Here is a 13,558-nt window from a genome sequence, read left to right as displayed (position 1 = left end):
CCGGCCGCGCCGCGCAGCACGGACAATAGCCCCGTGCTCTCCGTCCTGCTCATCACCTTCCCCTTCTTCGCGCTCGTGCTCTGCGGCTACCTGGCCGCGCGGCGCGGCGTGCTGCCCCAGCCGGCCATCCCGGGGCTCAATGCCTTCGTGCTGTATTTCGCGCTGCCCTGCATGCTGTACCGCTTTGGCGCCAGCACGCCCATCGGGCAGCTGCTGGACCCGGCCGTGGCGGGCGTGTACGTGGTGTGCGCCCTGGCCATGGTGGGCGGCACGGTGGCGCTCACGCGCAGCGCGCGCATCGGCTGGAACGACGCGGCCTTCGGCGCGCTGGTGGCCGCCTTTCCCAACACGGGCTTCATGGGGGTCCCGCTGCTGGTGGCCTTGCTGGGCGCGCAAAGCGCGGGCCCGGCCATCGTCACCATCGTGGTGGACATGGTCATCACCAGCTCGCTGTGCATCGCGCTGTCGCGGCTGGACGGCGCCGGCACCCACGGCGTGGGCGTGGCGCTGCGCAGCGCCTTCAAGGGCATGGCGACCAACCCCATGCCCTGGTCGATCGCGCTGGGCGCGCTGGCATCGGCCCTGCAGTTCACGCTGCCGGGCCCGGTCGACAAGACCATCGCCATGCTGGCCGATGCGGCCTCGCCCGTGGCGCTGTTCACCATCGGCGCGGTGCTGGCCCGCTCGCAGATGAACCAGCACGAGCAGGTGCCCGCGCGCGACTACGTGCCCATCGCGCTGGCCAAGCTGCTGGTGCACCCGCTGCTGGTGTGGGGCGCGGGCACGGCGGCCATCGCGCTCGGGGTGCCGCTCACGCCGTTCGCGCTCACGGTGCTGGTGCTGCTGGCGGCCCTGCCCAGCGCCAGCAACGTCTCGCTGCTGGCCGAGAAGTTCGGCGCCAACAACGGGCGCGTGGCGCGGATCATCCTGGTGTCCACGGCGCTGGCGTTCCTGAGCTTTTCGGCGGCGGTGGCGCTGCTGGCCTGATTGCTATAATTTTGATAGATTTCAGCGCTTTCTGGTAAAGCGCTGGGGGCCAAAAAGCACTTGAAATTTTGTGCCGCCCCCTACCTGGGGTGCATCCCCTGGCTCCGCCGCAGCCAGGCACCGGTCGCCAGAAGCACCAGGCAAAGCATCGCCAGCGCCCAGGGCGAGTTGACGGGAATTTGGCTGGGCGCCACTTCTTCGAGCACGAGGTCGTCGTGGTAGCCCGCCGCGTCGAAGGTGAAGAAGCTGCCGGTCTTCAGCGCGATGGTCACCTGGCTCGAGGCGGCGGTGAAGGTGGCATCGAACGGCTCCCACTGGAACTGGAATACCCCGTTGAGCGCGAGGTTCGAGACGTCGCGCCGGGCGATCATCGTGTCCAGCGGGCCGGGCGCGGCGTCGATGGTGGCGGCCCCCACGGCGCCGTCGTAGGCCACGACCTCCCACCAGGTGGCGTTGCCGCCCGCATTGCCCGTCACGCCCCCTGACCAGGCGCCGCGCAGCCGGTACACCCGCCCGGGGGTCACCGCCACGGTCTGGAACAGGCCGCCGTGCGCATTGCCCGCGCCGCTGCCCTTCTTCTGCGCGTGCGAGGTGCCCGCCCCCCCGAAGGGGCACTGGGTGGGCACCCAGATGTCGCAATCGTTGCTGTGGATCCAGGTGCCATCCCAGAAGCCCGGCGGCGCCGTCCAGGTGCTCCAGCCGGCCAGGCCGGCGTCGAAGTTGCCGTTGGTGAGCAGGTTCTGGGCGCGCACGGCGGTCCCCCCCGAGAGGAGGGCCAGCAAGATCAGGGCACGAACAATGGCGGTCATTGGCAGGCTTTCTGACGAGGGAAGGGGGAACGAGGCCGGTCGACGGGCCCTGGATGCCGGGTCCACCGGACCCGCGCAGCACAGCCACGCCCCGAGGCGCTGGAGTGCCAGGCCGCAGTATCTGGGGCAAGCCCACGGCAGGCAAGTTTTATCGGGCCCGCGCGACCGTGGGTTGCCGATCGCGCCGGACAGGATCAGCGCCCTGGCCTCGAACGGATGGGTGTGGTCGTCCAGCATGCGCGCCCGCATCGCGCGTGACGGTCGGGGGGGCGCAGCGCCCGGGAAGGCCTTCCTCCACGCCTGTCGCCGGCGAAACGTCCACTGTGGCGTGGTGCGCACACAATGCTATCGCCTGTGCCACTGCAGCATGGGCGTATCCATCCATTCATGAGGAGACCTCCATGCGTTTTGCGAAGCCTTGTTTTCGGAGCTGGCTGGCAGCGGCCGCCGTTCTTTCCGCCGCCGCCACCGCGCAGGCAGGCCAGGTGTTTGCCGACCAGGCACCCTCGGCCGCGCTGGGCCGCGACGTGAAGTTCACGGTGTATGTGCCCGACGGCTACCAGCCCGGCGGCACGGTGAACTATCCCGTGGTCTACCTGCTGCACGGCGCGGGCGGCGACGAGAACGAATGGCGCACCAAGGGGGGCGCGGTCGAGACCCTGGACGGCCTCATTAAGCGCGGGCTGATCCGCCCGTCGGTCGTGGTCATGCCCACGGCGGGCCCGGCGTCGTGGTGGGCCGACGGCGCGGCCGAGAAGGCGGGCACCGCCATCATGAAAGACCTGCTGCCCTACGTCGAGTCGCGCTACCGCGTGCAAAAGGAGCGCAGCGGCCGGGCCATCGGCGGCCTGTCGATGGGGGGCTACGGCGCGTTGAACCTGTCGCTGCGCAACCCCACGCAGTTCTGCGCCGCGGCGGTGATCAGCCCCGCCATCTATGACCCGCTGCCGCCGGACACCTCGGCGGCACGGCGCACCCCGCAGTTCGTGCGCGACGGGCAGTTTGACCCCGACACCTGGAAGTCGCTGAACTACGCGGCGGCGCTCGACGCCTACAAGGCGGGCACGCCGCGTGTGCCGATGTGGATCGTCTCGGGCGACCACGACTACCTGGGCATCGCTCCCATGTCGGCCACCCTGTACTGGCGGATGTACCAGATTCAGCCCAAGCAGGTGGAGCTGCGCGTGATCGACGGCGACCACGAGTGGCTGGTGTTCCGCGACGCGTTGCCCGACGCCCTGCAGTACGTGGACCGGCAGTGCCGCCAGGGGTGACCGGATGGCCTGCGCGCACCCCGGCCCGGAATCCGCCGGGTGCGAGGATGCGCGGGGCGTGGCGGAATTTGCTATCAATTAAATAGCTATCCGCGCATGTCCATCAAGCGCCAGGGCCATGAAGCCCCTGGATCTTGAGCCTAGATCACCAGCGGGTCCACATCCACCAGCCAGCGCACCAGCCCCTTGTGCGCGGGCTGGGCGCGCGTGGCCTGCAGCACCGGCTGCCAGGCGGCCAGGAAGCGCTGCAGCGCGGCGCGGCTCGGGCTTTCCATCAGCATCTGGGCGCGCTCCACGTTGGCCACGCGCTGGATGGTCAGCGGCACCGGGGGGAACAGCGTGACCGCGTCCAGCCCCGGCAGGCCGGCGGCATGGGCGGCGGCCGTGGCGGCGGCCAGGAAGCCCTGGGCCACCTCCTGCGTGCGGGCATCGGCGCGCACCAGGGCCTGGTAGGCGAACGGGGGCATGGCGGCTTCCTCGCGCTCCTGGAGCTGCTGGGCGGCGAAGGCGGGGTAGTCGTGGGTGCGCAGCGCCTCGTACACCGGGTGCTTGGGGTGGTAGCTCTGGATCCACATCTCGCACTGGGTGCCCTGCGCGGCCATGTAGGCGGCGTCGCGCCCCGCGCGGCCGGCGGCCTGCATGAGCAGCGCGAACAGGCGCTCGGGCGCGCGGAAGTCGCTGCTGAACAGCGCGCCGTCCGGCTGCACGGCCGCCACCAGCGTGATGCGCCGGAAGTCATGGCCCTTGGCGATCATCTGCGTGCCCACGAGCACATCCACCTCGCCCGCGTGCACCTGTGCCAGCTGGGCCTCCAGCGCGCCCTTGGCCTTGGTGGTATCGGCGTCGATGCGGGCGATGCGCGCGGGCGTGCGGTCGGGCCGCAGCACCTCGGACAGCAGGGTGGAGAGCTGCTCCTCCAGCTGCTCCGTGCCCCGCCCCATGGAGTGGATGTCGGGGCTGCCGCAGGTGGGGCAGGCGCGGGGCACGCGCACGGTGTAGCCGCAGTGGTGGCAGCGCAGGGTGCGGTCGGCCTTGTGGAAGACTTGGTGGGCGCTGCAGTGCGGGCAGTCGCTTTTCCAGCCGCAGTCGGCGCAGTGCAGCACGGGGGCGTAGCCGCGCCGGTTGAGCAGCACCATGCTCTGCTCGCCGCGCGCCACGCGTTCGGTGATGGCGGCCAGCAGCGGCGCGCTGAAGATCGCGCGGCGCGGCTGCTGGTTCATGTCCACGCGGCGCACCCGCGCCAGGGCGCCCGCGCCGATCCGGCTGGGCATGGCCAGGCGCGCGTAGCGCCCGCCCTCGGGGTCGTCCGGCGTGGGCGGGCGGCTGGCGTGCCAGCTTTCCAGCGAGGGCGTGGCCGAGCCCAGAAGCACCTTGGCGCCCTGCTCGCGCCCGCGCCAGATGGCCAGGTCGCGCGCGGAGTAGCGGGCACCCTCCTGCTGCTTGTAGCTGGGGTCGTGCTCCTCGTCGACCACGATGAGCTTGAGGCCCGGCATGCTCGCGAACACCGCCATGCGCGTGCCCAGCACGATGCGCGCGGCGCCGCCGTGCGCGGCCAGCCAGCTCTTGAGGCGCTGGGGGTTCGTCATGCCGCTGTGCAGCGAGACGACGGCCCCCGCGCCGAACCGCGGGGCGAAGCGGGAGACGAAGCGCTCCTCCAGCTGGGGCGTGAGGTTGATCTCGGGCACCATCACCAGCGCCTGCGCCGCCGGGTCCGCCTCCAGCATCTCCTGGGCGCAGCGCAGGTACACCTCGGTCTTGCCGCTGCCGGTGCTGCCGAACAGCAGGAAGGGGCCAGATTCTGAAGAAATCCGGGCCCTGGCGCTTTCCTGTTCAGCGGTGAGTGCTATTGTTTGCATAGCGTCCGTGGTGTCCCCGGCCGCCTTCGCGGGGCGGCGCAGGCGGCGGGCCAGCTGCTCGGGCCGCAAATCGCGCAGCTGGGGCGGCAGGGCCGCCAGCGCCACTTCGCCCAGCGCGCGCTGGTAGTAGCGCGCGGCAAAGGCCACCAGGCGGCGCCAGGGCAGGTCCAGCGGGGCCACGCCCTCCAGCACGCCCGCGATGGGGCGCAGGGTGGCCCCCTCGGGCAACTCGCCGGTGCCCTCGGCCGCGTCCCACACCACGCCCAGCACTTCGCGGCTTCCGAGCGGCACCCGCACCAGCGTGCCGGGCGGCAGGGCCTGGGGGCTGGCGTAGCTGAGCAGGTCCCCCACGCCGCTGTGGGACGGGGTGTGCAGCGCGACGTGGACGATGGCGAGGGAGGCGGGCACGGACGGGAGCGAGTTACAGAGGCTTGTGGAGGTGGTGTGGAGGTTCGGGGGCTAAGTGCTTGATTTGTTGGAGCGAGCGAGTAATCCCGTCTTTCTGTGGATAACTTTGTTGACATCCTGCCCCGGCACCCTGCCGGCCCGCATGAATACTGGGCCTGAACAGATTGCACACAAAATCGGCAGCTCCAAAAAATCCTTATGAATCAATCATCTGAAGGATTTTCGGTACAAATTCTGTGCTAAGGCTGCCGGGCCCGATTATGTTGCGTCGCATCAAGATTTGTGTGCATAAGTCGAACATCGATCGGCCGTCAAGGCCCGGGGAAGCCCCAAAATTGTGCTAGCTGCCCCATTCCCTGCTGAGGCCTTCCTGCGATGTAGGCCGCAAGTGCTTGATTTGCCTCAGGTTTTGCGAGAAATCCAGAATTTCTGTGGATAACTTTGTTGATATCCCCTGTGTTTGGCGTGCAAGCCCTTGTGCCGCCGTGCTTTCGCCGGAATGCCCGCAAAAAAAGCAATCCTGCTACATCCTTTGAAATCAATGACTTACGTGCTGGTTGAGAATATTTCCGTTCGGGCCTGCCTGGCGTGCCGCGCCGCGCGGACGGCGCGGGCCCTGCGCCAGTTTTGTGCATAAGTCAGGCCTTCGGCCGCACGGACTGGCTGGAAATGCGCCCGCGCGGCCGGGCATTGTCGCAGGGCGCGGCGGGCGGCCCTGAGGTCGCTTTGCTTCAAGACGGCGGGCACCGGCCTCGCCAAGATGCCGCCATGGCTTCATGCTGGCCCGGCTGGACGACGTGGTCCAGGCCGCGCGCTCCGACAGCCTGTGGTTCATGACCTTTGGCCTGGCCTGCTGCGCCGTGGAGATGATGCACGCGGCCATGGCGCGCTACGACCTGGACCGCTTCGGCATCATCCCGCGCTCCAGTCCGCGCCACAGCGACCTGATGATCGTGGCCGGCACGCTGACCAACAAGATGGCGCCCGCCATCCGCAAGGTCTACGACCAGATGCCCGAACCCCGCTATGTGATCTCCATGGGCTCGTGCGCCAATGGCGGAGGCTACTACCACTACAGCTACTCGGTGGTGCGGGGCTGCGACCGCATCGTGCCGGTGGACGTGTACGTGCCCGGCTGCCCGCCCACGGCCGAGGCGCTGCTCTACGGCATCCTGCAGCTGCAGGGCCGGATCCGGCGGCCCCGGGTCATCCCGCGCTAGCACCGGCTAGCGCCGCGCGCCAGGCGCCGCTGGCATTTGCGCGGGCCGGCGCAGCAGCCAGTCCGCGTCGTCGGCGGGCTGTTGCGCGTGGGTCCTGAGCGCCGCGGGGGAGCGCTCGTAGAGCGTGCGTGCCTCGCGGCTGAAATGGGCCTGGTCGGCGTAGCCGTGCCGCAAGGCCGCGTCGACGACGCTCGCGCCCGCGTCGCGCATGGCCAGCAGGGCGTGTTCGGCGCGCAGCATGCGCTCGACCTCGCCGGGGCGCAGGCCGGTGATCTGGTGCGCGCGCCGCTGCAGGTGGCGGGGCGTCCAGCCCAGCTCCCGGGCGAGGGCCTGGCGCGCCGGGCGCTCCCAGCGCCCCTGCAGCACGCGCAGCCAGGCCGCATGCTGCCGCGCCACGGCGGCCCAGCGGGGCGCCAGGAACGCCTCGCACAGGGCCATGCGGGCACCGTGGCCGGGGGCGGCGTGCATCGCCTCGAGCCAGCAAAGCCAGTCGGCGCGCCCGGGGCCGGCGGGCAGCCAGTCGCGCGCGTCCTGCACGCGGTCGGTGAGGGGCTGCAGGTCCTGCCCCGTCAGCAGCGCGAGCGCGCCTGGCTGGAAGGCCAGGCAGAAGAAGTCGCCCGCGGGTTCGGAGGTGGAGTGGTAGGCGTGCCGGTGCGCTCCCGAGAGCGCCGTGCGGGGCAGCCATTGGTCCGTGGCCTGGCCCGCGCATTCATGCAGGTGCACGGCGCCGCGCACCAGCCAGAGGATTCCGGGGTACGGGCTGGCCGGCACCCGCGTGTCGCGCGGAGCGCCGGCGGGCAGCGCGGCCAGGTCGCGCCAGATGTAGGCGCGCACGCAGCCGGCGAGCGCGGGCGGGGGCGCCAGCAGGGCCGATGCGGGCAGTGCCGCCATCGCTGGTGGCCGGTTCAGCCCTGGCGCTGCGCCCGGGAGTGGCCGTGCACCGCCTCGACCAGCGCGGCCACATGCTCGGGTGGCGTGAACTGGCTGATGCCGTGGCCCAGGTTGAAGATGTGGGTGGGGCCGGTGGTGGTGGGGTCGGTGTGCGGCGTGCCGAAGCTGTCCAGCACGTGGCGCACCTGCTGCGCGATCTGCGCGGGGGGCGCGAACAGCACGTTGGGGTCGATGTTGCCCTGCAGCGCCTTGCCGGGGCCGCCGGCCTGGCCGCCGACGATGGCCCGGGCCTTGCCCAGGTGGGCCGTCCAGTCCAGGCCCAGCACCTCGCAGTCGATGCCCTTCATGTCTTCGAGCCAGATGCCGCCACCCTTGGTGAAGACGATGCGCGGCACGTCGGTGCCGTCCACGCCGGTGCGCTTCAACTGCGCCAGCACGCGCGTGGTATAGGCCAGGCTGAACTCCTGGAAGGCGCCGTCGGCCAGCACGCCGCCCCAGCTGTCGAAAATCATCACGGCCTGGGCGCCCGCGTCGATCTGGGCATTCAGGTAGGCGGCCACGCTGTCGGCGTTGATGGCCAGGATGCGGTGCATGAGGTCGGGGCGGCTGTACATCAGGCTCTTGACGAGGCGGTAGTCGTCGCTGCCCTTGCCCTCGACCATGTAGCAGGCCAGGGTCCAGGGGCTGCCCGAGAAGCCGATCAGCGGCACGCGGCCGTTCAGGGCCTTGCGGATGCTGGTGACGGCGTCAAACACATAGCGCAGCTTGTCCATGTCCGGCACGGCCAGCTGTTCCACTGCGGCTTCGTCGCGCACCACTTTGGCAAAGCGCGGTCCCTCGCCCTCGGCGAACGAGAGCCCCAGGCCCATCGCGTCGGGCACGGTGAGGATGTCGCTGAACAAAATGGCGGCATCCAATGGAAAACGCTCCAGCGGCTGCAGGGTCACTTCGGTGGCGTAGTCCACATTCGTGGCCAGGCCCATGAAGCTGCCCGCCTGGGCGCGCGTGGCCTTGTATTCCGGCAGGTAGCGGCCCGCCTGGCGCATGAGCCACAGGGGGGTGTAGTCGGTGGCCTGGCGGCGGCAGGCGCGCAGGAAGGTGTCGTTGGAGAGGGGTGCAAAGCTCATGCACCGATTGTCGCAGGGTGGGCGGAGGCTCGGCTGATCTGTGCCAAGGGCGCGCCTCTGCCAGCGCCACCGTGGAACCGGCTTTGCCGGGCCACGGGTGGCGTCCCCCCTCAGGGGGAAGACGCGAAGCGGCTCAGGGGGGAGCTATCTCTCGGCGATGTAGTGCGACATGCGCACCACCTCGCCGGGCGCCAAGAAGGCCCGCACTTCCGTCTCCAGCGCCTGGTCGGCCATGGTGGCGCGGGCGCGCTGGTGCAGGTAGTCGGCCCAGGATTCGACGATGAAGCGCTCCACGTAGCGCGAGGGTTCGCCCAGGTCCTTGTACACGCGCCAGAAGGTGGCGCCGTCGCGCCGGCGCGGGGCCTTCATCTGGCTGATGGTGTCGAGGAAGGCGGCGTCGGTGCCGGGCGCGATGCGGTAGCCCACCTCCACGGCCACGGGGCCCGCCTCGGGCAGGGGTTCGGCCTCGATGAACAGCTCATCCCAGGGGGTGGCCTGCGTCACCTCGTGCAGCGCGCCCATGCGCAGCGGCATGGGGCGCGCCAGCAGCAGGCCCACGCCCATGAGCGCGGCGGCCACGTACAGCGTGGGGGCCAGGCCCATGATGTCGGACGCCGCGCCCCAGAACGCCGAGCCCATGGCGAACGCGCCCAGCGCCGCCACCATGTGCATGGCCACGGCGCGCGAGCGCACCCACTGCGGCGCGCTGGCCTGCGTGGCGGTGTTGAAGGTGGACATGGCCGACATCCATGCGGCCCCGGCGAACAGCATCGCGATGTAGACCAGCCAGGCCATCTTGGTCAGCGCCGCGACCAGCATGGCCATGGCGAACACCACCCCGCCCGCGCCCACGATGGCCTCCATGCCAAAGCGCGCGCGCAGGCGCCCCAGCACCAGGCCCACGGCCACGGCCCCGGTGCCCAGGCAACCCATGAGCAGGCCGAAGCCCTGTGCGCCCGTGCCCAGCTGGCGCTGGGCGATCACCGGCAGCAGCGCCCACAGGGCCGAGCCCGCCGCGCTGAAGGCCATCACCCGCACCAGCTGCGCGAGGATGATGCGCGAGTGCCAGGCAAAACGCAGGCCGCTCAAGGTGCCGCCCCACAGGCGTTCGGCCGGCAGCTTGGACGGGGGATGGGCCTTGGGCGGCCAGCGGCGGATGGACTGCCACATCACCAGCGTGGTGGTCACCGTGACGGCGAACACCCAGCCCGCGCCCAGCTGGGCAAACACCAGGCCGGCCATCGTGGGGCCCACGGCGCGCGCGGCGTTGTAGGCAATGCTGACGGCGGTGATGGCCTGCGGCCACTCGTCGCGCGGCACGGGGTCGATGACCGAGGAGTTCCATGCGGGCGTGAGCACGGCCGTGCAGCAGCCGCACACGAACACCAGGAACAGCACCGACGCCGGGCCGCCCCAGCCGCCCAGCACCAGCAGCGTGAGCAGCGCGCTGGCCCCCACCTGCGCCAGCAGCGCGCCGGAGATCAGGCGCCGCCGGTCGGTGGTGTCGGCCAGCACCCCCGCCGGCAAGGCCAGCAGGAACATGGGCATGAACACGGCCGTCTGCACCAGCGCGGCCAGGAACGAGGAGCCCGTGAGCTCCACCATGAGCCAGGCGGCCGCCATGGTTTGCATGCCGCTGCCCACGAAAAAGATGCCACCGCAGATCCACAGCCCCCGGAACGCGGGTTGGCGCAAGGGGCTCCACAAAGAGGTTGGGTGCTGGGACATGAAAGGTGGTCTGCGGGGGTGCGTCGTGGTGGGGCCGTCGGGCGGGAGAGACTCGGCTGGGCGGGCGCGCGGCCGCTTTCCGGCGGCGGCGGCATGCGGGATGGAAGGATATCGCCTCATCCCTGTTTTGGGGCGGTGCCGGCGGGATGCCCCTCAGTCGGTGTGCCGTCCGCCCCGCAGCCGGTAGGTGCGCGGCACGTCGGTGCGCGCCGCGACCAGCGCCTCGGCGCGCTGCTGCATGTCGGACAGCGCATGGTCCAGCGCCCGCACATCCGGCGCTTCCAGGCCGGCCAGCAGTTCCTGGTTGAGCGCCTTCACCTGCGGGAACAGCCCGTCGTGCACCGCCTGGCCCGCGGGCGTGAGGGTCAGCACGGCCTGGCGCCGGTCGCCGGGCATGGCGTCGCGGGTGATGAGTTTCTTGGCCAGCAGCGAGGTGACGGCCCGCGAGGTGCGTGCGCGGTCCAGTCCCAGGCGCCGGGCCAGCTCGGCCGGGGGCATGCCGGGGTGCTGGGCCAGCATCATGAGCAGGCCCCACTCGCGCCGCGTGACGCCGTAGCCGCCCTCGCACAGTCGCACCACCAGGCTGCCCGCCACGGCGAGCAGGCGGTTGAGCCGGTACATCAGCAGGTCGTTGGCGGCCTGCGGGTCGGTCAGGCGGTGGCCGGGCGGTGCGGGCATCAGGGTATTTCCGGGCGAGAATTGATTAGATCAATTGATTGTGTGGCCAATACAGTGCGCCCATCAACCTCACCACCTGCGCGGCCGCGCAGGGCCCATGCCCTTGCCCTGGAGATATTTCGACCATGTGGAAACCCCTTGCCTTTGCGTTCGCCGCCGCGCTTGCCCTGTCCGCGTCCCTGGTCCAGGCGCAGGAGACGCCCCTGCGCATCGTGGTGGGCTATGCACCCGGGGGCGCCACCGACCGCGTGGCCCGCATCGTGGCCGACAAGCTGGGCACCAAGCTCGGCACGCCCGTGATCGTGGAGAACAAGACCGGGGCGGGCGGCCGCCTCTCGGCCCAGGCCGTGAAGGCCGCGCCCGCCAACCAGCCCACCCTGCTGCTGGCCAACCCCGCCGTGATGCTGGTGGCGCCCCTGGTGTTCCCCGACGCGGGCTATGACCCCGAGCGCGACTTCCGTCCCGTGAGCCACGTCAACAGCTACGAGTTCGGCGTGGCCGTGGCCAGCGCCGTGCCCGTGAAGGAGCTGCCGCACCTGATGGCCTGGCTGCGCGCCAACCCGGACAAGGCCAACTTCGGCGTGCCCGCCACGGGCAGCCTGCCGCATTTCTTCGGGCTGATGGTGGGCGATGCCGCCAAGGTGCGCGCCGAGGTGGTGGGCTACCGGGGCTCGGCGCCGCTGCTCAACGACCTGCTGGGCGGGCAGGTGCCCGTGGCGTTCGACACCTTCGACACCCTGCTGCCCCAGCACGAGGCCGGCAAGATCCGCATCCTGGCCGTGTCGAGCGCCAAGCGCAGCCCGCTGGACCCGAAGATTCCCACCTTCAAGGAAGCCGGCATGGACCTGGCCGCCACCGGCTGGAACACCTTCTTCGCCCCGATGAGCATGCCCAAGGCCCAGGCCGAACGCCTGGCCGGGCTGATCGTGGAGGTGATGAAGGACCCCGACACCCAGCGCAAGTTCGAGACCGCCAAGATGGAACCCGTGGTGGCGACCATGGCCCAGACCGATGCCATGCTCAAGGCCTACCGCGCGCAGTGGGCGCCGGTCGTGCAGCGCTCGGGCTTCAAGCCTTGACAGGAAGCACCCCCTGAGCGGCTTTGCCGCGTCCCCCTCGAAGGGGACGGCGGCCTTGCTGCGGGGCGGCCCTTGCTTGCCGCCCCTCGCCTCGGCCGTGCCTGTTGCAAAGGCAATGGGCGCGGTTTAGTGAAACTGGACTTCGAGATGACCATCAAAACCCGCCCCAACATTATCTTCATCGTCGCCGACGACCTGGGCTATGCCGACCTGGGCTGCTACGGCGGGCGCGAAGCGGCCTTCGGCCCGGTCTCGCCCGTGCTCGACGGCCTGGCCGCGCAGGGCTTGAAGCTCACCCAGGGTTATTCCAACTCGCCCGTGTGCTCGCCCACGCGCTTCGCGCTGATGACGGCGCGCTACCAGTACCGCCTGCGCGGCGCGGCCGAGGAGCCCATCAACAGCAAGAGCCGGGGCAGCACCACGCTGGGCCTGCCGCCGTCGCACCCCACGCTGCCCTCGCTGCTGCGCGCGGGCGGCTACCGCACGGCGCTCATGGGCAAATGGCACCTGGGCTACCCGCCGGCGTTCGGGCCGCTGCAGTCAGGCTACGAAGAGTTCTTCGGCCCCATGTCGGGCGGGGTGGACTACTTCACGCACTGCAGTTCCAACGGCACCCATGACCTGTACCTGGGCGAAGAGGAAAAACAGCAGGACGGCTACCTCACCGACCTCATCACCGACCATGCGCTCGGCTACGTGGAGCGCATGGCGCCGGGCGCACAGGCCGGCACGCCGTTCTTTCTGAGCCTGCACTACACGGCGCCCCACTGGCCGTGGGAGACGCGCGATGACGGGGCGCTGGCGCAGGAGGTGAAGGGCAACCTGTTCCACCTGCATGGCGGCAACATCGAGACCTACCGCCGCATGATCCACCACATGGATGAAGGCATTGGCCGCCTGATGGACGCGCTGCGCCGCCTCGGCATCGAGCGCGACACGCTGGTGGTCTTCACCAGCGACAACGGCGGCGAGCGCTTCTCGGACAACTGGCCCCTGGTGGGCGGCAAGATGGACCTGACCGAAGGCGGCATCCGCGTGCCGTGGATCGCCCACTGGCCCGCCGTGATCGCGCCGGGCGGCGTGAGCCCGCAGACCTGCATGACCATGGACTGGTCGGCCACGATGCTCGATGCGGCCGGCGTGGCGGCGCATGGGGACTACCCGCTCGACGGCCGCTCGCTGATGCCGCTGCTGCGCGATGCCGCCCTGCACGATGCGCCGCCCCTGTTCTGGCGCATGAACCACCGGGGCCAGCGCGCCATGCGCCAGGGCGACTGGAAATACCTGCGTGTGGACGGCAACGACTACCTGTTCGATCTGTCGCAGGACGAACGCGAGCGCGCCAACCGGGCTCCCGTGGAACCCGAACGGCTGCGGGCGATGCGCGCGGCCTGGGAGGCATGGAATGCGTCCATGCCCGCGATCCCGGACGACGCGACGGTGAGCCTGGGCTACTCGGTCAAGGACATGCCGCAGCGGTGACGGGCAGCCGGCGGGGCTG

General features: G+C 70.5%; 11 protein-coding genes. 5 read left to right on the top strand and 6 right to left on the bottom strand.

Annotated features, from left to right (window positions below; genetic code table 11):
- Window positions 1-33 precede the first annotated feature (33 nt).
- Window positions 34-987: an AEC family transporter gene (locus tag AC1RCS_RS12765; protein ID WP_218296889.1), complete on the top strand. Its 954-nt coding sequence runs from the start codon at window positions 34-36 to the stop codon at window positions 985-987.
- Window positions 988-1,067: 80 nt separating this feature from the next.
- On the opposite strand, the gene AC1RCS_RS12760 is transcribed toward AC1RCS_RS12765, so the two are convergent.
- Window positions 1,068-1,796, bottom strand: a complete 729-nt coding sequence (locus tag AC1RCS_RS12760) for a hypothetical protein (protein ID WP_492245089.1) — start codon at window positions 1,794-1,796, stop codon at window positions 1,068-1,070.
- A gap of 401 nt (window positions 1,797-2,197) precedes the next feature.
- On the opposite strand from AC1RCS_RS12760, the gene AC1RCS_RS12755 reads away from it, so the two are divergent.
- Window positions 2,198-3,070, top strand: coding sequence for an alpha/beta hydrolase (locus tag AC1RCS_RS12755; RefSeq protein ID WP_218296891.1), 873 nt, complete (start codon window positions 2,198-2,200; stop codon window positions 3,068-3,070).
- 140 nt (window positions 3,071-3,210) lie between these two features.
- Here the strand turns inward: AC1RCS_RS12755 and priA are convergent, their stop codons facing one another.
- Window positions 3,211-5,334 (bottom strand): replication restart helicase PriA, encoded by a 2,124-nt coding sequence (priA, locus tag AC1RCS_RS12750; RefSeq protein ID WP_492245090.1) that lies wholly within the window; start codon window positions 5,332-5,334, stop codon window positions 3,211-3,213.
- 776 nt (window positions 5,335-6,110) lie between these two features.
- On the opposite strand from priA, the gene AC1RCS_RS12745 reads away from it, so the two are divergent.
- Complete coding sequence (locus tag AC1RCS_RS12745; RefSeq protein WP_370627860.1) at window positions 6,111-6,554, top strand: NuoB/complex I 20 kDa subunit family protein; 444 nt, start codon at window positions 6,111-6,113, stop codon at window positions 6,552-6,554.
- Between the two features lie 6 nt (window positions 6,555-6,560).
- Here AC1RCS_RS12745 and AC1RCS_RS12740 read toward each other — a convergent pair whose 3' ends face one another.
- The 4 genes from AC1RCS_RS12740 to AC1RCS_RS12725 form a co-directional block, all read right to left on the bottom strand.
- A complete protein-coding gene (locus AC1RCS_RS12740; protein ID WP_492245091.1) occupies window positions 6,561-7,445 on the bottom strand; it encodes a helix-turn-helix transcriptional regulator in 885 nt (294 codons plus the stop codon).
- A 14-nt stretch (window positions 7,446-7,459) separates the two neighbouring features.
- Window positions 7,460-8,572, bottom strand: a complete 1,113-nt coding sequence (gene hemE / locus AC1RCS_RS12735; RefSeq protein ID WP_492245092.1) for a uroporphyrinogen decarboxylase — start codon at window positions 8,570-8,572, stop codon at window positions 7,460-7,462.
- Window positions 8,573-8,716: 144 nt separating this feature from the next.
- Window positions 8,717-10,300, bottom strand: coding sequence for an MFS transporter (locus tag AC1RCS_RS12730; RefSeq protein WP_218296896.1), 1,584 nt, complete (start codon window positions 10,298-10,300; stop codon window positions 8,717-8,719).
- Between the two features lie 153 nt (window positions 10,301-10,453).
- Window positions 10,454-10,978, bottom strand: a complete 525-nt coding sequence (locus AC1RCS_RS12725; protein ID WP_218296897.1) for a MarR family winged helix-turn-helix transcriptional regulator — start codon at window positions 10,976-10,978, stop codon at window positions 10,454-10,456.
- A gap of 125 nt (window positions 10,979-11,103) precedes the next feature.
- On the opposite strand from AC1RCS_RS12725, the gene AC1RCS_RS12720 reads away from it, so the two are divergent.
- Complete coding sequence (locus tag AC1RCS_RS12720; RefSeq protein WP_218296898.1) at window positions 11,104-12,057, top strand: tripartite tricarboxylate transporter substrate-binding protein; 954 nt, start codon at window positions 11,104-11,106, stop codon at window positions 12,055-12,057.
- A gap of 147 nt (window positions 12,058-12,204) precedes the next feature.
- Window positions 12,205-13,539 (top strand): sulfatase family protein, encoded by a 1,335-nt coding sequence (locus tag AC1RCS_RS12715; RefSeq protein WP_492245093.1) that lies wholly within the window; start codon window positions 12,205-12,207, stop codon window positions 13,537-13,539.
- The last annotated feature ends 19 nt before the right edge of the window (window positions 13,540-13,558 follow it).

This window comes from Acidovorax sp. GW823-FHT01C06, from assembly GCF_058798375.1.
This window is presented reverse-complemented; position numbering and strand designations above follow the sequence as displayed.

Coding starts and splice junctions, on each gene's coding strand:
- AC1RCS_RS12760 (WP_492245089.1), bottom strand. CDS start 1,796: ATGACCGCCATTGTTCGTGCCCTGATCTTGCTGGCCCTCCTCTCGGGG.
- AC1RCS_RS12715 (WP_492245093.1), top strand. CDS start 12,205: ATGACCATCAAAACCCGCCCCAACATTATCTTCATCGTCGCCGACGAC.
- AC1RCS_RS12755 (WP_218296891.1), top strand. CDS start 2,198: ATGCGTTTTGCGAAGCCTTGTTTTCGGAGCTGGCTGGCAGCGGCCGCC.
- hemE (WP_492245092.1), bottom strand. CDS start 8,572: ATGAGCTTTGCACCCCTCTCCAACGACACCTTCCTGCGCGCCTGCCGC.
- AC1RCS_RS12725 (WP_218296897.1), bottom strand. CDS start 10,978: ATGCCCGCACCGCCCGGCCACCGCCTGACCGACCCGCAGGCCGCCAAC.
- AC1RCS_RS12730 (WP_218296896.1), bottom strand. CDS start 10,300: ATGTCCCAGCACCCAACCTCTTTGTGGAGCCCCTTGCGCCAACCCGCG.
- AC1RCS_RS12745 (WP_370627860.1), top strand. CDS start 6,111: ATGCTGGCCCGGCTGGACGACGTGGTCCAGGCCGCGCGCTCCGACAGC.
- AC1RCS_RS12740 (WP_492245091.1), bottom strand. CDS start 7,445: ATGGCGGCACTGCCCGCATCGGCCCTGCTGGCGCCCCCGCCCGCGCTC.
- AC1RCS_RS12720 (WP_218296898.1), top strand. CDS start 11,104: ATGTGGAAACCCCTTGCCTTTGCGTTCGCCGCCGCGCTTGCCCTGTCC.